The sequence below is a fragment of the Colwellia sp. MB3u-4 genome, from assembly GCF_014077065.1.
Taxonomy (GTDB): Bacteria; Pseudomonadota; Gammaproteobacteria; order Enterobacterales; family Alteromonadaceae; genus Cognaticolwellia.
Genome location: NZ_JACGVE010000068.1, coordinates 25251 through 51356 on the forward strand (window position 1 = coordinate 25251; position 26106 = coordinate 51356).

27 protein-coding genes are annotated in these 26106 nt (G+C 39.8%); 17 read left to right on the plus strand and 10 right to left on the minus strand.

Features of this window, described 5'->3' with window-relative positions; all coding sequences use genetic code 11:
• Positions 1–18: 18 nt before the first annotated feature.
• The 6 genes from lptB to H4J61_RS03860 are packed head-to-tail and all read right to left on the minus strand — an operon-like array spanning position 19 to position 4335.
• On the minus strand, positions 19–750 hold the full coding sequence (gene lptB / locus H4J61_RS03835; RefSeq protein ID WP_182183828.1) for an LPS export ABC transporter ATP-binding protein: 732 nt from the start codon (positions 748–750) through the stop codon (positions 19–21).
• Entirely contained in the window at positions 751–1296 is a 546-nt protein-coding gene (lptA, locus tag H4J61_RS03840; RefSeq protein ID WP_182183830.1) for a lipopolysaccharide transport periplasmic protein LptA, read from the minus strand.
• A complete protein-coding gene (lptC, locus tag H4J61_RS03845; protein ID WP_182136686.1) occupies positions 1262–1828 on the minus strand; it encodes an LPS export ABC transporter periplasmic protein LptC in 567 nt (188 codons plus the stop codon). Before lptC ends, lptA begins: the two co-directional genes overlap by 35 nt.
• Positions 1825–2370, minus strand: coding sequence for a 3-deoxy-manno-octulosonate-8-phosphatase KdsC (gene kdsC / locus H4J61_RS03850; protein WP_182183833.1), 546 nt, complete (start codon positions 2368–2370; stop codon positions 1825–1827). The genes lptC and kdsC overlap by 4 nt, the downstream gene beginning before the upstream one ends.
• A 2-nt stretch (positions 2371–2372) precedes the next feature.
• Entirely contained in the window at positions 2373–3338 is a 966-nt protein-coding gene (locus H4J61_RS03855; RefSeq protein ID WP_182183835.1) for a KpsF/GutQ family sugar-phosphate isomerase, read from the minus strand.
• Between the two features lie 16 nt (positions 3339–3354).
• Positions 3355–4335, minus strand: a complete 981-nt coding sequence (locus H4J61_RS03860; protein ID WP_182136683.1) for a calcium/sodium antiporter — start codon at positions 4333–4335, stop codon at positions 3355–3357.
• 366 nt (positions 4336–4701) lie between these two features.
• Here H4J61_RS03860 and mlaF point away from each other — a divergent pair, with 366 nt between their 5' ends.
• From mlaF to murA, 7 genes are all read left to right on the plus strand, one after another.
• Positions 4702–5511: a phospholipid ABC transporter ATP-binding protein MlaF gene (mlaF, locus tag H4J61_RS03865; RefSeq protein ID WP_182136726.1), complete on the plus strand. Its 810-nt coding sequence runs from the start codon at positions 4702–4704 to the stop codon at positions 5509–5511.
• On the plus strand, positions 5508–6284 hold the full coding sequence (gene mlaE / locus H4J61_RS03870) for a lipid asymmetry maintenance ABC transporter permease subunit MlaE (RefSeq protein ID WP_182136682.1): 777 nt from the start codon (positions 5508–5510) through the stop codon (positions 6282–6284). The genes mlaF and mlaE overlap by 4 nt, the downstream gene beginning before the upstream one ends.
• A gap of 59 nt (positions 6285–6343) precedes the next feature.
• Positions 6344–6814 carry an outer membrane lipid asymmetry maintenance protein MlaD gene (gene mlaD / locus H4J61_RS03875; RefSeq protein ID WP_182136681.1) on the plus strand — a complete coding sequence of 157 codons (471 nt, stop codon included), beginning with the start codon at positions 6344–6346 and terminating at the stop codon, positions 6812–6814.
• A complete protein-coding gene (locus H4J61_RS03880) occupies positions 6814–7461 on the plus strand; it encodes an ABC transporter substrate-binding protein (protein WP_259363081.1) in 648 nt (215 codons plus the stop codon). The genes mlaD and H4J61_RS03880 overlap by 1 nt, the downstream gene beginning before the upstream one ends.
• Positions 7462–7523: 62 nt before the next feature.
• Positions 7524–7820: a lipid asymmetry maintenance protein MlaB gene (locus H4J61_RS03885; RefSeq protein WP_182136680.1), complete on the plus strand. Its 297-nt coding sequence runs from the start codon at positions 7524–7526 to the stop codon at positions 7818–7820.
• 24 nt (positions 7821–7844) lie between these two features.
• Positions 7845–8102, plus strand: coding sequence for a BolA family protein (locus H4J61_RS03890; RefSeq protein ID WP_182136679.1), 258 nt, complete (start codon positions 7845–7847; stop codon positions 8100–8102).
• Positions 8103–8129: 27 nt separating this feature from the next.
• Positions 8130–9392: a UDP-N-acetylglucosamine 1-carboxyvinyltransferase gene (murA, locus tag H4J61_RS03895; protein ID WP_182183837.1), complete on the plus strand. Its 1263-nt coding sequence runs from the start codon at positions 8130–8132 to the stop codon at positions 9390–9392.
• 95 nt (positions 9393–9487) lie between these two features.
• On the opposite strand, the gene H4J61_RS03900 is transcribed toward murA, so the two are convergent.
• On the minus strand, positions 9488–10477 hold the full coding sequence (locus H4J61_RS03900) for a trypsin-like peptidase domain-containing protein (RefSeq protein WP_259363082.1): 990 nt from the start codon (positions 10475–10477) through the stop codon (positions 9488–9490).
• Between the two features lie 560 nt (positions 10478–11037).
• On the opposite strand from H4J61_RS03900, the gene H4J61_RS03905 reads away from it, so the two are divergent.
• Entirely contained in the window at positions 11038–14451 is a 3414-nt protein-coding gene (locus H4J61_RS03905; RefSeq protein ID WP_182183840.1) for an EAL domain-containing protein, read from the plus strand.
• A gap of 233 nt (positions 14452–14684) precedes the next feature.
• On the opposite strand, the gene H4J61_RS03910 is transcribed toward H4J61_RS03905, so the two are convergent.
• The 3 genes from H4J61_RS03910 to H4J61_RS03920 form a co-directional block, all read right to left on the minus strand.
• Positions 14685–15374 carry a glucosaminidase domain-containing protein gene (locus H4J61_RS03910; protein WP_182183842.1) on the minus strand — a complete coding sequence of 230 codons (690 nt, stop codon included), beginning with the start codon at positions 15372–15374 and terminating at the stop codon, positions 14685–14687.
• A 591-nt stretch (positions 15375–15965) separates the two neighbouring features.
• Positions 15966–17333 carry a Do family serine endopeptidase gene (locus H4J61_RS03915; protein ID WP_182183845.1) on the minus strand — a complete coding sequence of 456 codons (1368 nt, stop codon included), beginning with the start codon at positions 17331–17333 and terminating at the stop codon, positions 15966–15968.
• 118 nt (positions 17334–17451) lie between these two features.
• Positions 17452–17916, minus strand: a complete 465-nt coding sequence (locus tag H4J61_RS03920) for a YhcB family protein (RefSeq protein ID WP_182183847.1) — start codon at positions 17914–17916, stop codon at positions 17452–17454.
• 178 nt (positions 17917–18094) lie between these two features.
• Here H4J61_RS03920 and zapE point away from each other — a divergent pair, with 178 nt between their 5' ends.
• From zapE to H4J61_RS03965, 9 genes are all read left to right on the plus strand, one after another.
• A complete protein-coding gene (gene zapE, locus H4J61_RS03925) occupies positions 18095–19210 on the plus strand; it encodes a cell division protein ZapE (RefSeq protein WP_182183849.1) in 1116 nt (371 codons plus the stop codon).
• A gap of 62 nt (positions 19211–19272) precedes the next feature.
• Positions 19273–20247, plus strand: coding sequence for a hypothetical protein (locus H4J61_RS03930; RefSeq protein WP_182183851.1), 975 nt, complete (start codon positions 19273–19275; stop codon positions 20245–20247).
• A gap of 229 nt (positions 20248–20476) precedes the next feature.
• A complete protein-coding gene (rplM, locus tag H4J61_RS03935; RefSeq protein WP_182136671.1) occupies positions 20477–20905 on the plus strand; it encodes a 50S ribosomal protein L13 in 429 nt (142 codons plus the stop codon).
• 3 nt (positions 20906–20908) lie between these two features.
• Complete coding sequence (gene rpsI, locus H4J61_RS03940; protein WP_182136670.1) at positions 20909–21301, plus strand: 30S ribosomal protein S9; 393 nt, start codon at positions 20909–20911, stop codon at positions 21299–21301.
• Positions 21302–22320: 1019 nt separating this feature from the next.
• A complete protein-coding gene (gene petA / locus H4J61_RS03945; protein ID WP_182136669.1) occupies positions 22321–22911 on the plus strand; it encodes a ubiquinol-cytochrome c reductase iron-sulfur subunit in 591 nt (196 codons plus the stop codon).
• Complete coding sequence (locus H4J61_RS03950; protein WP_182136668.1) at positions 22911–24179, plus strand: cytochrome bc complex cytochrome b subunit; 1269 nt, start codon at positions 22911–22913, stop codon at positions 24177–24179. The genes petA and H4J61_RS03950 overlap by 1 nt, the downstream gene beginning before the upstream one ends.
• The gene (locus H4J61_RS03955; protein ID WP_182136667.1) at positions 24176–24874 is read left to right on the plus strand and encodes a cytochrome c1; all 699 of its coding nucleotides are present in this window, start codon (positions 24176–24178) and stop codon (positions 24872–24874) included. Before H4J61_RS03950 ends, H4J61_RS03955 begins: the two co-directional genes overlap by 4 nt.
• Positions 24875–24970: 96 nt before the next feature.
• The gene (sspA, locus tag H4J61_RS03960) at positions 24971–25612 is read left to right on the plus strand and encodes a stringent starvation protein SspA (RefSeq protein WP_182136666.1); all 642 of its coding nucleotides are present in this window, start codon (positions 24971–24973) and stop codon (positions 25610–25612) included.
• Between the two features lie 11 nt (positions 25613–25623).
• Positions 25624–26106, plus strand: a complete 483-nt coding sequence (locus tag H4J61_RS03965) for a ClpXP protease specificity-enhancing factor (protein ID WP_259363083.1) — start codon at positions 25624–25626, stop codon at positions 26104–26106.

Sequence of the window (26106 nt, forward strand, 5' to 3'; positions counted from 1 at the left end):
TTCAATTGGTTTTATTCACTATAGCGTGAATTGTTCACCAAGGTATACATCTCTTACATGTTGATTTGCAAGAATTTGCTTTGAATTACCTTCAGCGATAAGTTCGCCATGACTAACGATGTAGGCATGCTCACAAACATCAAGTGTTTCTCGCACATTGTGATCTGTGATCAATATACCTATGCCACGATCTTTTAAGTGTAGGATAATTTTTTTTATATCACCTACTGAAATCGGGTCAACACCGGCAAAGGGTTCATCCAGTAATATAAATTTAGGATCTGCAGCTAATGCCCGGGCTATTTCAACTCGTCGGCGCTCACCGCCAGATAAACTCATGCCTAAGTTATCTTTTATATGGCCTATGTTGAACTCTTCTAATAAATGTTCAAGTTTTTCTTGTCGGTCAACATCACTAAGTGATTTACGTGTTTGTAAAATGGCCATGATGTTGTCATGTACCGATAACTTACGAAAAATAGAGGCTTCTTGTGGTAAATAACCGATACCTTTTCTCGCGCGCTCGTGCATCGGCAGTAAGGTTATATCTTCATCATTTAAGACAATTGAGCCACTGTCGTTCTTTACCAAGCCAACAATCATATAAAAAGAGGTAGTTTTACCTGCGCCATTTGGCCCTAATAAGCCAACAATTTGTCCAGCGGAAACGTGCATACTGACGTTTTTAACCACTTTTCTGCCTTTATAGGACTTGGCAAGGCCGGTTGCTGATAATGTAGAAGTTGACATTTACTCTTGCTTATCCTTTGATTTTATAGGCAATTCAGTTTTGTTCTTTGGCTGTAATACGGTTTCAACTTTAGCATTTTCTAGGCTTTCGGCATTGACATATTCTGTGGCAAAATTGTAGGTGATTTTACTGCCGCTCACTTTACTGCCTTCTTGGCTAAGGAGAGCATTGCCTGAAATAACGACGGTATTCATACTCGGCTCATAACGGATTTCATTGGCTTGCAAATTGATTGGGCTACCATCTTGAAGCGTTTGTTCAAAGGTCGCTGGAGAGCCTTTGGCAATATAAATTTTGCTGTCACTGTTTTCTTGGGTGATAACCTGTACTAACTCGGCATGTATGGTTAGTGTGCCTTGAGAAATAATGACATTATCAATATAACTGAATATTTTATTTTTGAGATCGGCAGCTTGGCGTGAAGAAGATATTTTAATCTCTTGTTCTACGTTAAATTTTTCTGCACTTGCGACAGGCACTAATAATGCTAACGCCGTGAGACAATATAAGTTATTTTTTAATTTTTTTATAAATAGTTTGTACATGTTCGGTCAATGTCATCTGTGTTGTGTTTAAGTCTACAATTAATCCTGAGCCATACATAGTAAATCCTTTACCTAATATTAAGATAGTTTGCTCTGAGCTGATAATATTAGTTTTTAAGTCCATTTCTAAATTTTTACCATGCACTTCCTGTATCAAACTTTCTTTATCAGTGGCGATTAAACGTACGCGATTTGCTAATTTTACGCGATTGTTATTATACAAGGTGCCTTCATTGGCGGTGATTTGCCAAGTAGGTTTGTTGTTCCTTGGGTATAAGGTATAGCGTGGATATTCAAAGTGTGTGACCCCTAATTCAGCATAATGTTCCATGCGTTTTGCTTCTACATTATAAGATAATGCCCCAGTGGTTTTATAAACATCACTGTTAAGGTTTTCAGCAATAAATTCAGGGTTATTCGCGGTATCGAGAATGTTGCTGGTTTCTTCCTTCGCGCCATACCATTCAAGTAAGCCATAGGTGGTTAAGGCCAATAAAAATAAGCTTATACTAACAAGGTATATGCGATTCATACGCTTGAACCCGTGGCATCAGCTAAGGTGTTTTGGCTTTGCATAATAAGATCGCAAGTCTCGCGCACGGCGCCGAAACCACCTCGGGTATAGGTGATGTAGTCACAAGATTTTAAAATGGCGGGGTGTGCGTCATTAACCGCAATACTAAAACCAACATAATTAAGGCAGTCAAAATCTGGCATATCATCGCCGATGTAAGCCACTTGTTCAGGCGCTAACTTTAATGCGGCGAGCATAGCTTTTAAAGCCGGTAGCTTATTTTCTTCACCTTGTACTATGTGCTTAACATTTAATGCACTCATCCGGGTTTGCACAATAGTTGAGGTTCTGCCCGTGATCACCGCTACATCAACGCCGCTTGCACCTAAGGCTTTAACGCCATAACCATCTTTAGTATGAAAGGCTTTTAATTCTTCACCATTATTACCTAAGTAAATACGACCATCTGAAAAAACGCCGTCTATATCACAAACAAAGAGTTTGATTTTTTGCGCTTTTTGCCAAACACTTTGCGCTACTTTTCCGTATAAACTGTTCAACTTTAGAGCACTCCAGATTTTAATAAGTCATGCATGTTCATCGCGCCAATGGGTTGGTTATTATCGTTAACAATAATTAAGCCATTAATTTTTTTGTCTTCCATGATCTTTAATGCTTCAGCCGCCAGCATATCTTGCTTAGCCACTAAAGGGTTTTTTGTCATTACGCTGGTAATGCTGTCTTGGTGAATATTAATTTCTTCATCTAAAATACGGCGTAAATCACCATCAGTAAACAGGCCTATTAAGCTATTGTTTGCGTCAACAACAGCGGTCATACCCAAGCCTTTTAGTGACATTTCAACTAAGGCATCTTTTATTTTAGCTGCTTGGCTTACTGTTGGCAGACGTTCGTCTTTGTGCATGATATCGGCCAAGCGTAATAATAGCCTTTTACCTAAGCTGCCACCGGGGTGAGATAAGGCAAAATCATCGGCAGTAAAGCCGCGCGCATTCAATAAAGCCACCGCTAGGGCATCGCCCATAACTAAGGCTGCTGTGGTGCTAGAGGTGGGTGCCAAGCCTAATGGGCAAGCCTCTTGTGCTACTTTTACACAAACATGGCTATCGGCAAGTTTAGCCAGCGTAGAGTCAGGATTACCCGTCATGGCGATGAGTTTTGTGCCGATACGCTTTAGAACCGGAATAATGGCCAAGACTTCGCCAGTTTCACCCGAATTAGAAATGGTCAGTACCACGTCATCAACAGTCACCATACCTAGATCGCCATGGCTTGCTTCCCCCGGGTGAATAAAAAATGCGGGTGTGCCGGTACTGGCTAAAGTTGCGGCAATTTTGCCACCAATATGGCCCGACTTGCCCATACCGATCACGATGACGCGGCCCCGACAATTAAACATTAACTCACAAGCTTGAGCAAAGTCGTCGTCAATAAATTGCGACAATTGTGCAATAGCTTGCTGCTCAATGTTAATGACATTTAGGGCTAATTGTTTAAAGTTTTTCATTGCTATAAACCACTTGTTACCTGTTGATTTGACTAAAAAGTAGCACTTGATAACCAATAAATACGGCTAATAATAGTAACCCTTTCGCCCGCGTGATGCGAAACTTTCCACCTCGACTAAAACAAAGTATAAATAATAAGAAGGTTGTTGCCAGCATAAATGGCGCGTCACGCACCGCGGCGGCATTATCGATATCGCCCGGCGCAATTAAGCCAGCTAACGATAAAACCGCAAGAATATTAAAGATATTTGAACCAATAATATTACCGAGCGCTAAATCATCTTCTTTTTTTATGATACTCATAATACTGGCAGCTAACTCAGGTAGGCTAGTGCCAATAGCAATAACCGTTAAGCCGATGACTAAATCACTAATACCAAAAGCTTTGGCGATAAATATTGATGAGTCAACCAGAAAACTAGCACTGAGCGGCAGTAGTATCATACCGACCACTAACCAGATTACCGATTGTTTGGTACTGACCCCATCAGGCACTTCTTGTTCTGCTTCTAAGACCATTTTATCGTCGATAGGGTTTTGTTTTGCACGCCTTAACGTGACGACAAGTAAGGTGGCGATATAAAGTACAAAACCAATAATCAGTATTAAGCCTTCATTAAAACTAAAGTTGCTGTTTGCTAGCATATAGGTCGCGATAGCCGTAACAACCAAAATAAGCGGGATTTCACGTTTAATGGTCGTTGAGGAAACGGATAAAGGATGAAACAGTGCGGTTAAGCCTAACACTAACGCAATGTTGGTAATATTTGAGCCAATGGCATTGCCGACGGCAGTATCTACATTACCCTGTAAAGAAGCGGTGACCGCTATCATCATTTCAGGTGCTGAAGAGCCCATAGCAACAATAGTTAAGCCAATTATCATGGGAGAAATACCCAGATTTCGTGCTAATGCTGAGGCACCAAATACAAATTTGTCTGCACTCCACACTAAAGTGATTAGTGAAAGTAATAAGATCAAAATTTGGATGAACATTCAAAGCTCCTGTTTGGCTAAGATAAATAAATAGTGTTTGTGCTAATTGATGAAAGACAAAGAGGAATTATAAACCACTGATGGTAACCGATGACACTCAATTAATACTCATTTTGCTAACATAACGTGAGCGAAAAGCATTATAAACTTTTTCTGATATTATTGGCACGTGGATTGACAATAAAATAACTAAGCCAAAAAAAAGGCTTATTCATTACGCTAACTTTACACTTGCGTTACATTTATATACTTTTGGTTACTCTTTTAGCACTAAATAGTTGTGAATTTGTAATGACTGAGGTGTTGCGCTGCGGTAGAATTCTACTACATAAAACAATAATTAACAGTGATGTTATTCCAAGCGATATGTCTGAAATTTTAGTTGATATCAAAAACATGACCTTTAAGCGTAACGAGCGTGTTATTTATGATGGCATTAGTTTGTCTATTCCTAAAGGTAAAGTTACCGCGATAATGGGGCCAAGTGGTATTGGTAAAACAACGTTATTGCGCTTAATTGGTGGTCAAATTAAACCAGAGTCTGGGCAGATCCTTTTCGATGGCCACGACATTCCTAAATTGTCTCGTAGTGCGTTATATGACATACGTAAACGTATGAGTATGTTATTTCAAAGTGGTGCCTTGTTTACCGACATGAGTGTCTACGACAATATCGCCTTTCCTATACGCGAGCATACTCAGTTATCAGAAGACATCATTGAAAAAATGGTGCTAATGAAATTAGAAGCGGTGGGTTTGCGTGGAGCAAGAAATTTACGCCCCAATGAGCTCTCTGGTGGTATGGCGCGTCGAGCAGCCTTAGCTCGCTCAATTGCGCTTGATCCTGAATTGATACTTTATGATGAGCCCTTTGCTGGCCAAGATCCTATTTCTATGGGCGTGATTGTCCGGCTCATTCATCAACTAGGTGATGCATTGGGATTAACCTCTGTGGTGGTTTCTCATGATGTTCCAGAAGCGATGAGTATTGCAGATTATATTTATATTATTGCCGAGCAAAAAATTATTGGCCAAGGTACGCCGGAAGAAATCTACGCGCACACCTCACCTTTAGTGCAGCAATTTGTTAAAGGTGAAGCTGATGGCCCAGTGCCATTTCATTATCCTGCGGCGTCATATAGTGAAGAGTTAATTGGTCGAGGTGTTGAGAAGTGAATCAGCTGCAAATATTGGGTCATAGCATTATCGAACAAGTCTCAGGCTTAGGTAGAGCTTTGTTGATGTTAGCATCAGCGCTCTTGCATATTCCAAACCCACGCAAAGGTTTTCCTTTGTTGTTGAGCCAATTGTATTCCGTTGGCGTATTATCTTTAGTTATCATCGTTGTTTCGGGTTTGTTTATCGGCATGGTCTTGGCTTTACAGGGCTATACTATTCTGGTTGATTTTGGCGCTGAAGCTAGCTTAGGACCAATGGTCGCCTTGTCGTTATTACGTGAGTTAGGTCCAGTGGTTGCCGCCTTACTTTTTGCTGGTCGAGCTGGGTCTGCGCTGACCGCTGAAATAGGTTTGATGAAAGCAACAGAGCAACTTTCTAGCCTTGAAATGATGGCCGTAGATCCTTTGCGTCGTGTTATTGCCCCGCGTTTTTGGGCTGGTTTTATCAGTTTGCCACTGTTAGCGGCTATATTCTCTGCGGTGGGTATTTTAGGTGCTCATTTAGTTGGTGTTGATTGGTTAGGTGTTGACAGCGGTACGTTTTGGTCGGTAATGCAGTCACAAGTGTCTTTCGAAAAAGACGTTTTAAATGGCATTATTAAAAGCGTAGTATTTGCTTTTGTGGTGACTTGGATCGCGGTTTATAAAGGTTATGCTTGTGAGCCAACCTCTGAAGGTATTAGCCGAGCAACCACTTCAACCGTAGTGCAATCGTCACTATTAGTTTTAGGATTAGATTTTGTATTAACCGCGATAATGTTTACAAGTTAATTTTTGTAAATATTTATAGCGGTTATTTAGTTAAATATTATTTGAATTTGGTGGAAGACATGGTGTCGAAAAAAATAGAATTATTGGTCGGACTCTTTGCTGCAATTGGTATTGCTGCATTGTTAATGCTAGCACTAAAAGTAGCTGACAGCGGTATTACAGGAACTGGCAACACATATCAGTTATATGCCAAATTTGACAACATTGGCGGCTTGAAAGTTCGCTCGCCAATAAAAGTCGGGGGTGTTGTCATCGGCCGTGTCAGTGCAATTTCGTTAGACAGTGCAGATTATACGCCTTTAGTGACGTTAGAAATTTTTGCCGAGTATAATAACTTCTCAGAAGCGACTTCAGTGTCAATATTAACGGCGGGTTTATTAGGTGAACAATATGTAGGTTTGTTACCAGGCTTTATTCATAGCTCAGTTGAAATCTTAAAACCAGGTGATTATATTGAAGACACCAAACCTGCATTGATATTAGAAGAACTGATTGGTCAATTTTTATTCAGCCAAGGCAGCGGTGATTAATGATGATAAATAATGCGATGAAAAAATGCTTTTTTTGTTTAGCACTGCTAGGTTTGTCGATATCGGTTAGCGCTACAGGAAATGTTGATAAAAAAGACCCTTATCAAATGATTAAAACGGTTGCCGAGATCACTTTTAAGCGTTTTGCCAATGAACAAGTGGCGATACGTGCAGAGCCTAATTTATTGAAAACCATCGTTCGCGAAGAATTAATGCCGTATATAAATTATCAATATGCCGCTTATAAAGTGATTGGTAGCAACTTCAAGAAAACCAATCAGGCTGACCGAGCTGAGTTTGTACCGGCATTTCGTGAGTATCTTATCACCGCTTATGCGCAGGTTTTTACCTTGTACGATAACCAAAAGGTCGAATTTGCACCGGCAGAAGATTTTGCTGAGCATCGCGTAGTGTCTGTTGATACGAGTGTAATAGAGCCAGGTCGCGGTCCAATTAATATTTCCTTTCGTGTGCGTAAGCATAAAAAAACCGGCGACTGGAAAGCCTATGATATGGTAGCAGAAGGTGTCAGCTTACTTGACAGCAAACAAGCGGAGTTAAGTGGTTTGATCCGTCAAAAAGGGCTAGCTCATGTCACTGAAATGCTAAAAGAAAAAAGTGCAAAGAGTATTGTTTTTAAATCATAAAAGTTAATTTTTGCCAAGCATACAGACAAAGTAGCGTATTATAAGGTTGTTAGTAGATAAAAATGATAGAAGTCCAACAAGCAGAGCAAAAAGCGATTTTTAGTGGTGCGTTAACCCGTGCTACAATAACGCCTGCATTTGATAAAAAGTACCGTAAATTAGTCAATAATGAACGAATTATTATTGACTTGGCTAAGGTGAGTCAAGTTGACACCGCAGGCTTAGCATGGATTTTATTATTAATTGAACTGGCGGCCAGCAAAGCTTGTCATATCAGTTTGATTAATTTACCTGAAGATTTATTAAAACTGGCAACGTTAAGTGCAGTTGATACGTTATTGCCGATAGAAACCCCTTAATCTACACGCTATTTGGAGCAAAAAGTGGAAGTAAAAGAGATAGAAAAATTAATTACCGATGCCGTTGAATTAGACGAGATTCATGTAGCATTCGATGGTTCACAATGTAAAGTAATTGCCATTGCTGACTTTTTAGGTGATTTAAGCCGAGTGAAAAAACAACAAACTATTTATGCTCCTTTAGCGAAAATTATTAACGAAGGTGTCATTCACGCGGTATCCATTAAAACCTTCACAACGTCTGACTGGCGCCGTGAAAAAATGTTTAACCTACCCCTTTAATTCACACCGACATAAAAGAATATACTCTTGGACGCATTTAAAATTATTGGTGGGCAACCACTACATGGCGAAGTGACTATTTCAGGCGCAAAAAATGCGGCATTACCTATTCTAATGTCGGCATTGCTCTCAGAAACTCCGGTTACTTTTTCCAATGTTCCGAAACTTAATGATATAGAAACGACGATTAAACTCTTGTCACAATTAGGTGCTAAATGCCAGTGGCTTAATGAGAGTAGCTTGATGATTGATGCTAGTAGCATCGCGCATTGTCGCGCGTCATATGAGTTAGTGAAAACTATGCGCGCTTCTATCTTGGTTTTAGGGCCTTTACTGGCACGTTTTGGTCATGCTGAAGTGTCTTTACCTGGCGGTTGTGCCATTGGTGCGCGACCGGTTAACTTGCATATTCATGGCTTAAAGCTGATGGGTGCAGACATAGCGGTTGAAAATGGTTATATCATTGCGCGCAATAGTGGTCGACTTAAAGGTGCGACTATCTTTATGGACACCGTCAGTGTTACCGGTACTGAAAATCTAATGATGGCTGCAGCTTTGGCTGATGGCATTACTATTATCGAGAATGCAGCGCGTGAGCCTGAAATTGTCGATCTAGCGCATTGTTTAAACGGCATGGGTGCTAAAGTTTCAGGCGCAGGCACAGACACCTTAACGATTACCGGCGTTGAAAAACTGCATGGTGCAAGTTATTCAGTCATGCCAGATCGCATAGAAACCGGTACATTTTTAGTTGCAGCGGCGGTCACTCAAGGTAAAGTAAAGTGTTTAAACACTGATCCTAAAGCTTTAGACGCGGTACTGGCTAAGTTAAGAGAAGCTGGCGCAGATATCACTACAGGTGATGACTGGATAGAGCTGGAAATGACCTCAAGGCCAAAAGCGGTCAATATACGCACCGCACCTCATCCGGCATTTCCAACTGATATGCAAGCACAATTTGTTGCCCTTAATGCGATAGCTGATGGCACGGCAACAACAACCGAAACGATTTTTGAAAATCGCTTTATGCATGTGCCTGAACTACAGCGTATGGGGGCAAATATAAGTCTTGAAGGCAATATAGCCATAAGTACCGGTGTGGAGCAGTTAAATGGTGCGCAAGTGATGGCGACTGATTTACGTGCCTCTGCGAGCTTAGTTATCGCCGGACTCGTTGCAAGTACTGAAACGCAAGTAGACCGTATTTATCATATTGATCGTGGCTATCAAAAAATTGAAGATAAGCTGCAAGCGTTAGGCGCAAATATCACCCGTATCACCATTAACTAAGCTTAATTAATGGTTAGCGAGTGATAAAAAATCCCAGCTACTTTGCTGGGATTTTTATTTGCCTGGTGAGTTGTTTGGTGAATTGCTGGCAGGATTTACTTTGGTACTTCAACAATAGTCACAGGTAAGGTTAATTGTTGATTATCGCGAGAGATCATAAAGCTCAATACTGTACCTGGCGCAGCTTCAGCTACAACGTCTAAGCCTTGTTTGGCATTTTGTAATCGAATATCGTCTATTTGATAAACCACATCACCTGATTGTAATCCAGCTTTCATGGCCGGACTCTCTGGCGTTACTGCACCAATAATAAAGCCCTTAAGATTGGTCACAGAATCGTTTGCCTCAACACCAAGCCAGCCACGCACCACGCGACCATGTTCAATAATTTTTAACATAATGGTACGTGCTAATTGATAAGGTACAGCAAAAAATATGCCCTGAATATTGAGATTAGGATTCGCTTGGGTAAATTTTCTTGAATTAATGCCGACTAACTCACCATTAGAATTTATCAGAGCACCACCAGAGTTGCCCTCATTAATAGCAGCATCCATTTGTAAAAATTGTAAATAACTGGTGCTTAGCCCACTTTGTCCGGTTGCGCTGACAATGCCTTGAGTAACCGTTTGTCCTAAATTTAGCGGATTACCTATGGCTAATACTACGTCACCGACTTGCGGTGTTAATGTGCTCATTTGAGGAATAACCGGCAAATTGTTCGCTTGTACTTTTAAGACAGCAAGATCGGTCAAAACATCATAACCAATGAGTTCAGCATGAAGCTCTTGGCCTCGTTGTAAAACCACTACAGTTAAATCAGCACTTTGTACCACATGGTAGTTGGTTAAAATATAACCTTGGCCGTGCATAATAACGCCACTACCTAAGCGGGTTACTTTGCGCGGTTGGCGGCCATAAGTTGGGTTTACTTGAATTTCTTCAGAGTAAATATTTACTACAGCAGGGCCAGCTAAACGTACTGCTTTTGCATAAGACAAAGGCGCTTGTATTTTCTCGACACTGGTAAATAACTGCCAAGGAAGTATGTTTTTTTCACGCAGCTCAGGTACTAGTATCAACAAAACCAACGCAAACAGGACACCGTAGCTAGCTGAACGAATGAAAAACTTTAGGGCATTGATAATTTTCAACAGGATTATTTTTATTAGTCTGATTTTTTATAGATTAACATAAAGCCTTTGTTGTTATAAAGTTTTTGTCTTAGATAATCGCTGAGCTGACGTTGAGTATGGGCTAGAGATTAGCCTGGGTTAACGAGTTGAAAGACTGATTTTGTTAGCTAAATAGTTCAAAGCTTTAATATCAGCGAGCACTTGCAGCGTTATTAAGTTGTATTTTTATCCTGCTAGCGGTGAGCAAAGTGCCTGTTCGCTAGATAATAACCGTCAACGGCAAAAAGCAACAAAGCTTACGATAAAAAGATAAAGTGATTAACGCCTACTCGGCATCGAGTGATACCAAGGTTCTAATTTTTTAATCTATCTGTTGAAATTAAAATTTTTAATCATCATTATTAGCTGATGTAGAAAACCAAACTTGTGATATTCTGGCTTAATATAAGGTACAAAATTGATGAAATTCAGAATACTATTTGTAATTTTTACGCCTAACGGAGCCGCTGTTGAAACCATATAATCAGCAAGAATTACCCCAGAAAAAACTTGATGTGTTGAGGTTTTTTGGTTTTGGTACTTCAGGAGCCTTTCTATTTTTTCTCGCCTTAATTATTGGCGCATTATTTTTACTCAGCAATATTTACATCTCCAACGTGGCTAATGAGCGAAATAATATTCTTAAGCAAAAATTATCGCTCATGTCGGACAAGATTGAAGACAGCATCGATTCACGGCTATTTATGCTTGATGAGCTTGAGTCTTATGTGCAGTTATCACCAGAAATAGATCAATCTGATTTTGAAGTCATTGCACATAGTATGTTTGAACGCCATCCAAGTTTACGTAGCCTGCAATTAGCACGTAATAGCGTGTTATCACATATTTATCCTTTGACCAATAATAAAGCTGCTTTGGGGCATGATCTCCTCGCCGATGTTAATCGGAAAGCGGACGTGTTATTGGCTTATCAGAGTAACACCGCCACTATTTCAGGGCCCTTAAATTTACGACAGGGCGGGCTTGCTTTGATCGTGCGTCAACCGGTTCATATCAAAAACAAGGCTAATCAGAGCACACAAAGCTGGGGCTTAAGCATTCTGCTCTTAGACTGGGATGAGTTATTACAAGAGACAGATCTGCTTAGTTTGGGGAATGAGCAAAGCCTAGCTTTACGTAAAAAAATCAACAATAGATGGCAGCCAGCATTCTGGGGCAATAATGATTTGTTTAGCGAGGCAGACAAAACAGCCATAATGGTTAATATTGACCTACCCAATAGTGTTTGGCAGTTGGCGATAAAACAAGATACTCAACCGTTAACGCTAATATCAAATATTGTTATAGTGGCCTGCATGGCGATTGTATTGCTGATATGTTTTTTCAGGCAAATGCTCTATAAGTTAACCTGGACTGGCCCAGCAGCACTGGCAGGGGCTTTTATTTTGCTTTGTGCGGTTATCACAGGGTTAAGCTACTATTCAATCAATAATGCACAACGCCAACAACTACTTGAAAAAGCGGAAACCATTCGAGTTGATATTCGTCAACGCTTGAAGGAAAGCCTAGATTATATTGGGCTATTAAATTTGGCACGTACATCAGATAACTTAACCCATCAGAAATTTCAACAGCGAGTGAGTCATTATGTCAGTGCTCATCCAGAGTTGATCAATATTACTTGGATTGATGCGCAATTTATCATTCGCAACGTTGCTCCCTTAACCGGAAATGAACAAATCATAGGTCTTAAAGTTGACCTTAAAGAGCCTCGTCGTGCGTCTCGCTTAGCAAAAGAGTTGCGTTTGCCAGTTTACACTCACCCATTCGTCGCCATTCAGGGGCCTGCGTCTTTTGAGGTTTGGGTGCCGGTTTATCGTGGCAATGAATTTATGGGGTTGTTCGCCGGGGTATATTCAATTCCCGCTTTGTTTAAAACTGTGGTTAGTGATGAAATTTTACATCAATTTGGTGTCAGCATGATCACCCATGATGGCCAGGTGGTTGATCGTAGCTTACTAAAAGATAACGAGGATATACGTCTTAGCCAAACAGTAGCATTGTCGCCACCGGGCTATAATATTGCTCTGCGACTTGATCGCTACCAAAGTCAGTTGTGGCGTTGGGATATTATTGTGTTGTCGTTATTAGCCTTTAGTTTAGCTATCGGTGTATTTTGGATCATGTTTATATTATTGCGGGCTCGTACAGAGTTACAACAACGTTATAAACAACTCAGCGCAGCGCAAGACGCTTTATATCGCGAGAAAGAGTTATCTCAGGTTACTTTATTGTCGATTGGTGAGGGCGTGATCACTATGGACATAAACGGTAAAATTAATAATCTCAACCCAGTAGCTGAAACTATTACCCAGTGGTCATCAAAAAAAGCTCAAGGACAACTGTTGTATCAGGTAATGCCTTTATTGGATATTACTGATCACCACTCGATGGAAAAATTATTATTAAATTGCATTGATGAGGCGATGTCTGGCGACAGCTCTGCAACCATGGGTTTATTAATTAGTGCACAAAAATACATTTTACGATGCACCTTAACTTCGATTAAAAATAAACTCGGTCAGGCCATTGGTTGCGTATTGATTTTGTACGATATTACTGAAATGCATTTGATTACGCAAAAGTTAGAACATAGGGCTAAACATGACTCGCTAACCGGCTTGGTTAACCGCATCGAATTTGAAGAACGACTTGAACATGCCGTGTCGGTTGCTAGGGTGGAAAATTGTCAACACAGCTTGCTCTACATTGATTTAGATCAATTCAAAATAGTTAATGATACTTGTGGCCATTTGGCCGGTGATGAATTGTTAGTGCAATTGACATCCCTCTTGCAAGCTCGCATAAGAGGGAGTGATACTTTAGCGCGACTAGGGGGCGATGAATTTGGTGTGCTATTGCTCAATTGTACTCTAGCGCAGGCTACAAATACTGCTGAGATGTTACGCCAACAAGTGGAAGAATTTCGTTTTATATGGCATGACAAAAGTTTTACTTTAGGGCTTAGCATAGGTTTAGTGGTTATTGATAAAAATACAGCAAACTACAGTCAGAGCTTAAGTACCGCAGATGTCGCTTGTTATATGGCTAAAGATGCTGGCCGCAATCGCGTACATGTGTATACCGAAGAAGATGAAGAAACATCAAAGCGTCATGGAGAAATGCATTGGGTGGCGCGTATTACCGCCGCACTTGAAAATGACAGCTTTGTACTTTATCGTCAGGCCATACTGCCACTGGATGAAAACCCACCGGGTAAGTACTATGAGCTATTAATACGTCTAGAAGAAGACGATGGCACATTGGTTAGCCCTAGGGCATTTTTACCTGCGGCTGAGCGATATAACATGATGATCCAGATTGATCGTTGGGTGCTTAATTCCGCGCTTAAATTTTTCCAACAATATCCTGATGAACTCAATGGCTTATTACTTTGCAGTATCAACATCTCTGCTCAATCTTTGAGTGATGAGGGATTTTTAGCTTTTCTGACAAATAGTTTAAAAAACAATCCTCAATGGTGCAATAAACTCTGTTTCGAAATCACAGAAAGCTCAGCGATAAGAAATATACAGCAAGCTAAACGCTTTATTAGTAGCTTAAAAGCATTGGGATGTCGTTTTGCCCTAGATGATTTTGGCTCAGGTATGTATTCTTTTACTTACTTGAAAAACCTGCAGGTAGATTATTTGAAAATTGATGGCAGTTTGGTCAAAAATTGTGCTCAAGACCCAATAGATTTAGCGATGGTAAAGTCGATCAATGATGTTGCTCAGGTGATGGATATGCAAACTATTACCGAGTGGGTTGAAGATGATCAGACGTTAGCTGTATTGAAAACACTGGGAGTGAATTATGTCCAAGGATATGCAGTTGGAAAACCCCAACCACTGCGTAAATAACTAAAAATTTTTGGATCTGAGACATAACATCATCATCAATGAGCCTGCAATAAAATCTGTTGCAGGCTGTCATCAATAGGCTTGTTGTCGCTTAAAAATTTCTCTAACTTATTTCTTTAGCCTATATGAAATATTTCAATGCTATAAATCTAAGGTGAGATTAAATTTCATCGCTAACTTCATCGCTAATTTTAGCGCTAATTTTAGTGCATACTACTTGAATTATGCGTATTTTAGTTATTAGCATCAAGTTGATGAAATTTATTAAACTTAATAATCGAGGTTAATTCATGACCATATTCTGCACCTTTTTCAGAATAACGGTCTAATTTTTTAACTAAAGCAAATGGGTCATCGGTTTTCATTTTTAATTTTCTAAACTCTTTAAATGCACCACCACGGGCAATGGTTCGATAATAGTCGCTAACAGAGGCTTTTATCGATGAATATTCTTTTACCCAAATAGTTTTATCACCGCGTTTTTTAAGGGCAGCAATTCTAGGTTCATCTTTATCAAACGACCAAACACCGAATATATTATAAGCTTCTCTAAAAAAACGAGATGTTGCCCAAGAACTTTCCATTGCCGCTTGTGCAATCGCAATACTTTTAGGGTGTGGTTTTAGTGCCATTAAAAGCTCTGCATCGCTTTTTGCTTTATATTCCACTTTCAGCTTGGCTATTTTATCGGCATCACTACCTGATTCTAGTGACGCTGAAACCTTATTATATCGGACCATAAGCTCAGCATAAACATCGTTTACTGCCGGAATAATAAGGTTTTTAAACCTGGCCTTTTTTTCTTGCACTGTCATTTTAGGCAGCGCTGTATCTTTTGATGAGTAAAAATAAATAACGGCAGAGAATAAGAGTATGGCAATAAGTGCAGCTAATAGTTTTGATTGCAAAGAAGTTAATTTCATATAAAGCCTTACTTAAAGGGTAAAAAAAATATTAAGCTATAATAGCATATAATTTATCTCTGCTGAAAAATCGCTCACTGAGCTGAGCGTTTACCTTGTTCGACAATAAAAGTTGTTGGTTTGGCCAGCCACTTTTTACTTGTAATAGTCTACCTGTTCAAACTTGCTGGCCAAAGACTGAACATTGGTGAAAGTGAACTGAGCAACAGACTTGTTCAGTTCACAAGAGGTGGGCCTTTAGTTTACCCAGATGGGATACAAGCAAGTGTTATTAGATTTCAGTCTCAATAATACTTAGCGCACTTATCCCTTTGTTAGTGAAGCTGTTTAGCATAAGTTCTAGCTATATTGCTGGTAATTTTGTTCAAAATTAAAGTAAAGGCGAGCCTGCAACGTGAGACATAGTGGTCAAATACGTCTTAATCCATGGCAAGTTAAAGGTTTAATCGTTGATCGCGGTAGAATAAATATTATAAAAAAAGCCTGTCGTTTGACAGGCTTAGGTTTAGTGCTTAGGTTTAGTGCTTAGGTTGGCGGTTAGGGTTTATACCGTGCCGTTAGCAGCTAGTGATAGCTCTTAAGGTGAAAGTATTAGCGGATCATCAAGAACAATGACGTATTGTTACGCTGAACATTCAGTGCAAAAACGCCCTTATGATCACTTAAGTAACCACGTAGTTCACCAATGTTATTAATGGGTTGGCGATTAATACCATTAATAACATCACCTTTGCGTAAACCCACGGCAGCAGCAGGGCTGTTTTCAGCAACTTCAGCAACACTGATACCATTACCTTGACTGTTATTTTCTAGCTCAGCACCATCAAGCATGGGATGTAAACTCGCGGCTTCAATATTAGCCATGTCAGCTTTTTTCAAAGTAACGTCATAGGTTTTTTCTTTACCGTCTTTTCTGATCACGGTAATTTTTACTGTTTGCCCAGCGCCAATTGAACCAATTTTACCTCTGAGTGCGTTAAAGGTTTTAATCATTTTACCGTTAACTTTAATAATAACATCACCGGCACGAATACCGGCTTCATCAGCGGCTGAATCTGGCATGACTTGTTCGACAAAACCGCCTTGATTAATATCAAGTTCCATTGCTTTAGCAATTTCACTGGTTACACTGCGACCGGCAACACCTAAAACGCCGCGTCGTACTTCGCCAAACTCAATAATTTGATTAACCAAGTTTTGTACCATGTTACTTGGAATAGCAAAACCAATACCAACATTGCCACCGTTAGGACCTAAAATGGCGGTGTTGATACCAATCAGCTCACCACGTAAGTTGATCAAGGCACCCCCTGAATTACCACTATTAATCGCGGCATCGGTTTGAATGAAATCTTCGTAGTTTTCAACATTTAGGCCACTACGACCTAGGGCGCTGACGATACCAGAGGTAACCGTTTGTCCTAAGCCAAATGGGCTACCTATAGCAACCGCAAAATCACCCACACGTATGTTGTCAGAGTCTGCGATTTTTACTGCGACAAGGTCATCCGCTACTATCTGTAATAAAGCGATATCGCTGGCTTCATCACCACCAATTTTTTTAGCGTCAAGTTGGCGACCATCTTTTAGCGTAATTTGAATTTCGTCAGCATCGTTAATCACATGGCTGTTAGTGACAATGTAACCTTTGTCAGCGTCAAGAATGACACCTGAGCCCAAACCCCGAAACTGTCGTTCTTTTTGTTGGCTTTGGCCTTGACCTTGGCGGGGGTTACCAAAGAAAAATTTGAAAGCTTCTGGCACACGCTGTTCAACTTCATGGGTACCACGAACTGAAATGAGCACAACTCCCGGTGTTACTTGTTCTAACATAGGTGCAAGGCTAGGCATATTTTGCCCATTGAACGATTGAGGTAATTTGGCTTGTGCGGGTAAACTTGCCATGGCAATCGTTGAGGCAAGTAAGACAATATTGATTAAAACTGATAAATTCTTCATGTAACAGAAAACTCCTAATTAAAGTATGTATAAGCAACAGGATTGTTTAGTTACATAAATCAGTTAAACAAACCTGTTGGGTCACTCAATTAAAGACCTGCAATAAAAAGATTAGTTCCTAATTATTTTTTTCAGCATTTGTAGCACTATATTTCTTATCATTAAACAAGCCACTGGGTGCGCCGGAATAATCTAACGGAGGCTCTGATGTTGTTTCGTCATTTTTGCGTAGATTTTTGTCGTGTCGTAAATTTACCGTTTCCGCTAATTGCTCTTGGGTTTCTTTAGAGAAAAAGGGCATACTTTCAATATGATCAGGGGTTACTTGTTGCAACAGTTGGGTGCTTTGCGCCATTTGAGTCATAGCAACTTGGCAGGTACTGTTCATTTGCTCAAGTAAATTGGCGGAGTTTGCAAGATGGTCTGCTACGTCAAGTTTATATCGTGCTAATTCTGCTTCACTTTGACTGGCTTTAGTCGCAAGTTTTTGTGTTTCTTGTGCCGATGAAAAAAGCGTTCTGTTAGCAAAAAAACCGACAATTGCGCCAACGATAAATAGTCCGAGCCCTAAAACAACATTCATATTTCTTTACCTTCATTGTATTCATGGAAAAAATTAGAGAAAATAAGCTTCAATAAATTTAATATAACGTGCTTCACGCTACTTACCTAATGAATATATTTGTAAAAAAAAATATTTCAAGCTTAGTTGGCTTAAACGTTATAAAAAATAAAGTCAGTATTAATTAAATGGCAGTTAAATGATCAAATTATCTCCAATTGGAAAATACACACAAGATTTAACCCGCGATGATTTTCTCTTTGACGCGGCACAAGAAAATGCAGTTAAAAATTTACAACGTTTGTACGACGATTTAATGACTCAACCTTTACCGGTAACGGGCTTTAAAAAGGTGCTCAATCGCTGGAAGCGCGTGGTAAAAAAACCCGAAATTAAGCAGATAAAGGGCATTTATTTTTGGGGGGGTGTTGGGCGTGGTAAAACCTATCTGGTTGATACTTTTTATGATGGTTTACCCTTTTCTAATAAAATGCGCGTGCATTTCCACCGTTTTATGCATCGTGTGCATGAAGAGTTAAAATTGCTTCAAGGGCAATCTGACCCACTAAAAATTATTGCTAAACGTTTTGCCGATGAAACCTGCATTATCTGCTTTGATGAGTTTTTTGTTTCAGACATTACCGATGCGATGATTTTAGGGACTTTATTTGAAGAATTATTTGCCCACAATGTCACGCTTGTAGCGACATCAAATATTATTCCAGATGACTTATATCGTAATGGCTTACAACGTGAACGTTTTATGCCGGCAATAAAATTAATTAATCAATGTTGCGATATTATCAATGTTGATAGCGGTGTCGATTATCGTCTTCGTACTTTGGAGCAAGCAGAAATATTTCATTTTCCCTTGGATCAACAAGCTGATGACAATTTAAGGCATTACTTTCAAAGCTTGTCACTTGAAGCGGGTCAAAAAGACAAGGTTATTGAAATTAATAATCGCCCATTACCCACGGTTCAGGAATCAGATGGCGTGGTGCACTTTGAGTTTTCAACCTTGTGTGAGTCTGCGCGTAGTCAGAGCGACTATATGGAGCTAAGCCGTTTATATCATACGGTATTACTGGCTAACGTTACGCAAATGGGCGTTGATAATGATGACAGTACACGGCGGTTTATTGCCTTAGTCGATGAATTTTATGAGCGCAATGTTAAATTAATCATCTCGGCAGAAGTCGCCTTAGAGTGTTTATATGTTAACGGTCGTTTAAGCTTTGAATTCAAGCGGTGTTTAAGTCGGCTGCAAGAAATGCAGTCACACAGTTATTTAGCGAGTGAGCATTTACCATAATTAATGTTTTTATGAGTAAAACATCATAAGTTGTTTTTATATTGAAAAGGAGTTTATAAAAAATGATTAACAAGCGGGTGGTTAGCTTTAGCGTCATATTCATGGCGCTAGTGTCGTTAAATGTATTTGCTGGGGTCACTGATAATCCTTTTAGGAAATCAGTCAAAATAACAGAAGCATATCTGCCAAAAGCTATTTTGACTATGTGGCAGAGTGAGCATTTGATATGGCGTGCTCAGTTATTTAATAGCGCGTGCGAGGAAAATACTCAAGCGGTAAAGCACGCGATTAATGCCGGATTTACCTTAGTGAATCAAGTCATTATTGATCAAGCGATAATAAATCATCAGCTAATTGATGAAAACGCTAAACTGATATTGCAAGATAGTAATAAGTTGTATTACCAAATTTTTAGCAGAGTATACGCCTATGCTTATACAGAACGACTGAGAATAATTCAGCAATATCACCCTGAAATCAGTGCAGATTTATGTGCGCATGCGAAGACCATTTCACAACAGTATCCGTCTGATGATTTGCCTATAGTACCTTGGCAACTAACTGATCAAACCGAGTTTAAAGCATGGCAAGCTGATTTATTTTCAATGCGTGTGGTTAATCAGCATTTTGTTGCGGCCTTTATTAAACGCCAACAAGCATTCGCTCACATCATAGATGCAGAAATTTATGCCATGATGCAACAAAATGAAAAGGCAATCAGTGCATTTTCTGCTCTTAGCGATAGCTATCAATATAACCATTTACTGATGAAAGAAATAACTCAGGCGTATAGTGAAGTAAAAGGTAAAAAATTACCTGACGAGCTTTGGCGAGCAAGTTATGCCGAGGCCGCCAGTTTATCGGCAACGTATGCCTACAAGTTAGCAACAATATCAGCATTAAGGCAAATTAGAGCGCTTTATCCTGAGCTATATCAGCGCATTGAAGCTCATACTATTAGTTATGTAAAATTGCAGTTAAGTAGATTGAAAATGAGTAAATCACAGTTGAATGAAGCGTTTAATCAGCACGAGTAGCACTTTTTGTTAATTTCGTTTGGCTTATAAAGAAAGATCAATGATTAGGCGTGATCTTTTGCGTATTGTTCTGTATAATCCGGCTTCCCTACGTTACAAAGCCTGTTCTTTTTCCAGAGGACCGGCAACGGACTCGATGCTCGAAGGGGCAATGGCGTAGTCTTTAACGGATAACTTGAGGTTTTCTTAGGTTATTATTTAAGTAACATTTATATAATTGGGTTTTTTAATGAAAACTTTTGTAGCTAAACCAGAGAGCGTACAACGCGAATGGTTCTTAGTGGACGCCGAAAATAAAACTTTAGGCCGTATCGCTACTGAAATTGCAAGCCGTTTGCGCGGTAAGCATAAAGCAGAATTTACTCCTCATGTAGATACTGGCGATTACATCGTTGTTATCAATGCTGAGAAAGTAAAAGTAACTGGTAATAAAGCGAAGGGTAAAATTTACTACTCGCATACAGAATTTGTTGGTGGTCTTAAGCAAATTAGCTTTGAAAAGCTAATCGCAAAAGCTCCAGAGCGCGTTATTGAATTCGCAGTTAAGGGTATGTTACCTAAAGGTCCTTTAGGTCGTGAAATGTTCCGTAAGCTTAAAGTTTACGCGGGTACTGAACATAAACATACTGCACAACAACCACAACTTTTGGAGCTGTAAGTCATGGCTGATAATCAATATTACGGTACTGGTCGTCGCAAGAGCTCAACTGCTCGTGTGTTCATGAAAGCTGGTAACGGTGCAATCACAATTAACAAACGTGACATTTCTGTATACTTTGGCCGTGAAACGGCTCGTATGGTTGTTCGTCAACCATTAGACTTAGTTGAAATGTTAGAAAAGTTTGATTTTAACATCACTGTTACAGGTGGTGGTATTTCTGGTCAAGCTGGCGCAATTCGTCACGGTATTACTCGTGCATTAATGGAGTTCGATGAAACTTTACGTGGTGCTCTACGTAATGCTGGTTTCGTTACTCGTGATGCTCGTAAAGTTGAACGTAAGAAAGTTGGTCTACACAAGGCTCGTAAAAAGCCACAATTTTCAAAACGTTAATATTTACGTTATGTTATTTCAAAAACCGGCTTCTGCCGGTTTTTTTATGTCAAAAATAGCGGCTATCTCACGATTATAGTGTCGTTCTTAACCATCTCGGTAATTGTTACTGCATTACTCTAATGACTGATACTAAATGGATTAACTAGCCGCTTATTTTAACTTAGTGAAATGAACAATAAATTAATGAGATTAGTCTTATATCCCTATAAGAGCATGGCTCTATGGCACTCGTGAATTCATGCACGTCGATGTGAAAGTGCGGCGATGGCAAAATTTTCTGGGTGTTATATATTACTTATTCTGTAGCAAAGTGTTCTGTACCCAAACGATAAATCAACTGTTCACTATGCCAATGCGCAACATAATAAGCTAATACGTTGTGAACGAGCATATACGCGAGCTATTACTCAAGAATATGCTCATGTGTTGTTTTAACGGTTTACTGCCATGTAAGCCTCCATTAAGCGCATTACCTGCAGGGATGTAGGTACTTATGCTTAGTCTGGAGCTATAACTATAACCATAGCCATGAGAATGTGACTATTTATCGCCATTATCCGGATTGAATTTTACTCCATGGGCATAATGTATCTGTGTACTTTAATCAACAAATGAGCTTTCAGGTGCAAGGTCACTTTTAGCTCAGTGTTCATGTCGCCAAGATGGCAAACATCCCCAGCCTACAAGTAAACTTTTAACCAACAGCGTGGTGCTTTTTCTTTTTAATAGCCAGTTAAACACTTAAAACTGACCGCCATTTTATGGCAACTTGCAAGTTAAAAAACCCTAAATACGAATGGTTTTTATTCACTTAGTGTGTGGTTATAATAATTGACTTTTATTTGCATAAACCTGTCTTGAAAAAGGTTAATTGCCTTGTAAAAAACGAGGGTTTTCTTTATTATCAGAGCAATTTTTTTATCGTTGATTTAGTAGATCAACAATCTACACAATTACTAGGTAATCCTCTTAGTCATGTGTTGTTGTATTAGCTAGATAATAATTGGAGAGTTTGAATGAGCAATGCGCCTGTTAACAACGGTCGTCGACGCTTTTTGACTGCAGCTACTTCGGTAGTCGGTGGTATTGGTGTTGTCGGTGTGGCTGTGCCTTTCATTGGTTCTTGGAACCCTAGTGCTCGTGCGAAAGCCGCAGGTGCGCCAGTAGAAGTCAATGTAAGCAAAATAGAGCCTGGTCAATTAATTCGTGCTGAATGGCGCGGTAAACCAGTGTATGTGGTACGTAGATCAGAAGAAATTCTTTCTGGTTTAAGTACACATGATGACCAATTAAAAGATCCACAATCAGAAGTGCCACAACAACCTGCTTATGCGATGAATGCACATCGCTCGATTAAACCTGATTTATTGGTGGCACTGGGTGTATGTACGCATTTAGGTTGTGCACCAACTTACCGCAAAGGTGACTTTGATCAGGAAGTTGCTGGTGTTAAAGACGGTTTTTACTGTCCTTGTCATGGCTCTAAATTTGATATGGCCGGTCGTGTTTTCCAAAATGTCCCAGCACCGACTAACTTGATGGTGCCTGAACACTCTTTCCCAAATGAAGATACCTTACTCATTGGTGTGTCTGGAGGAGAAGCATAATGTCTTTTAAATTAATGGATTGGATCGAACAGCGTCTACCTTTAATGGAAGCAATAAACAAGCATGTTACACAATACCCAGCACCAAAAAATTTCAACTTTTGGTATGTGTTTGGTATTTTAGCGAGTGTTGTTTTAGTCAACCAATTGTTAACGGGTGTTTGGTTAACAATGAACTACGAACCATCAGGTGAAGGTGCCTTTGCTTCTGTAGAGTATATTATGCGTGACGTCGACTACGGTTGGTTATTACGTTATATGCACTCAACGGGTGCATCAGCATTTTTTGTTGTTATTTACATGCATATGTTCCGTGGCATGATGTATGGCTCTTACCAAAAACCTCGTGAATTATTGTGGCTGTTCGGTATGTTGATTTTCTTGGTATTAATGGCTGAAGCCTTTATGGGCTACTTATTACCTTGGGGTAATATGTCATATTGGGGAGCGCAAGTCATTATCTCCATTTTTGGTGCTATTCCGATCATTGGTGATGACTTAACGCTGTGGATACGTGGTGATTATGTTATCTCAGGAGCGACATTAAATCGTTTCTTTGCCTTACATGTTATTGCCTTGCCATTAGTGCTGGTCGTGTTAGTTTTCCTGCATATTTTAGCGCTACATGAAGTGGGTTCAAACAACCCAGACGGCACTAATATTAAAAAGCCTAAAGGCAGCGTGGCTCCCGAAGAGTTAAGTAAATTTGCCTTTCATGAGCAGTACACTAAGAAGTACGACATTGTTGACGCTATACCTTTTCATCCCTACTACACAGTAAAAGATTTGGTCGCTATTGTGATCTTCTTAATTATATTTTGTGGGGTTATGTTCTTTGCGCCAGAAGGTGGTGGCTACTTTATAGAAGCGCCAAACTTTGAGCCGGCTAATGGCCTGAAAACACCAGAGCATATAGCACCTGTATGGTACTTTGGTCCCTTCTACACCATTTTACGTATTATTCCTGATAAGCTTCTAGGCGCTGTGGGTATGTTTGGTGCGATTATCGCCTTGTTCATGTTGCCTTGGTGTGACCGTGGTGTGGTTAAATCGATACGTTACCGTTGTACCGCTCATACGGTAAACCTTGTTCAATTCGCTATTTGTTTTATTATTTTAGGTGTTTTAGGTACTTTACCTGCATCGCCACTGAATAACATGATTGGTGTTGTGGCAAGTTTCGGTTACTTTGGCTTTTTCGTGGCTATCTGGATTTACAGTAAAAACGAAAAAACGAAGCCAGTTCCAGATAGGGTGACAGGAAAATGAAAAAATTTATTATAGCAATTTTAGCTGTGCTTCCTATGCTCGCTTTGGCAGCTGGGCCCAGCATACAATTAGATGAGGCTAATAATGACTTACGTGATAAAGCCTCGTTAAAACGTGGTTTTGAAGCTTTTATTGATAATTGTTTAGCTTGTCACCAGTTGCAGTATCAGCGTTATAATCGCACTTTTGCTGACCTGGGTATTTCTGATGAAGATGGCCTAGCAAATTATATGTACACCGGTGAAAAAGTGGGTGATCATATAACCAATACTATGCCAGCTAAAGATGCGGCTAAGTGGTTTGGTGGCGCGCCACCAGATTTAACACTTGAAGCACGCTTTAGAAGCCCTGATTGGATTTACACTTACTTGCGATCTTTTTATGTTGATGAAAGTCGTCCGTTTGGTGTGAACAATAAAGTTTTTAAAGATGTGGGTATGCCACATGTATTACAAAACCTTCAAGGTGTTAAAACAATAGATGAGCACGGTAATCTTTCTGAGGCTACTGGCGGTTCAATGACAACAGAAGAATATGATACTTTTGTTCGTGATATAACCAACTTCTTGGAATACACCGGTGAGCCAAATAAACTTGAGCGTGAAAGCCTAGGTTATTGGGTTATTGGTTTCCTCTTTATCTTGTTGTTCTTTGCCTATTTACTGAAGAAAGAATACTGGAGAGATGTACACTAATTACAAATGTTTTGTGAAACCGTGTAAACTTTAGATATTACTGGGGGCTTTGGCCCCCTTTGTTAGTTTTTTAAATAAGAATTTTTTGGAGGCATTATGGCCATCGCCGCAAACAAACGCTCTGTTATGACTTTATATTCGCATGCAGATGATATGTATAGTCATCAAACCCGCATCGTGTTGGCAGAGAAAGGTGTCGGAGTTGACATTAACTTGGTTGACTTAGCCGATTTACCTGAAGATTTATTGGATTTAAATCCGTATGGAACAGTGCCTACGTTAATTGATCGCGAATTAGCGCTTTATGAAGCGTCAATTATTATCGAATACTTGGATGAACGTTTTCCACATCCACCACTTATGCCAGTTTACCCGGTATCTCGTGGTCGTAGCCGTTTAATGATGCATCGTATCGAACAAGACTGGTACAGCCTAGCTAAAATAATCTACAGTGGACCAGCCGATGCAGCTGCAAAAGCACGTCAAGAATTGAAAGAAAGCTTGTTAAGTGTTGCGCCTATTTTGAATGAAGCACCTTATTTTATGAGTGAAGAATTCAGTTTGGTTGATTGTTATTTAGCGCCGCTATTGTGGCGTTTACCTGTTATGGGTATTGAGCTGGATGGTGAAGGCTCAAAAGAATTAAAAACTTACATGTTAAGAGTGTTTGAACGTGAATCATTTCAAGCGGCATTAACAGAGTCTGAGCGTGAACTACGCTTTGGCGCTCCAGTATAAAGTCGTAAGCTATGACAAGTGAAATGAGTTCAAATAAGCCTTATGTTGTTAAGGCTTTTTATGACTGGATTTTTGATAACGGCTTAACACCTTACATTGTTGTTGATGTGAATGTTTATGGTGTTATGGTGCCTATGTCTTATGTTAATGACGGTCAAATCGTGTTAAATGTTTCGCCGTCAGCTGTCGGTAGTATTGCCATGGGTGAAGAAATTATCGAGCTTAGCGCACGTTTTGGCGGCAAGCTTGAAAACATGAGCATACCTTATGGTGCTGTTGTGGCTATTTATGCCAAAGAAAATGGTGCTGGCACATCGCTAGCGATTGAGCACCCTGAGCCAGGCACTATTACTGAGGAACCTTTACCTTCACCGGTGAAAATGTCTTCAGTCAAAGCAGTAGATAGCAAGACAACGACTAAAACGTCAGCTAAGCAGCAAAGCACTCAAGCATCAAAAGTGAAAAAGCCCAGCCTGTCGGTAGTAAAAAATTAA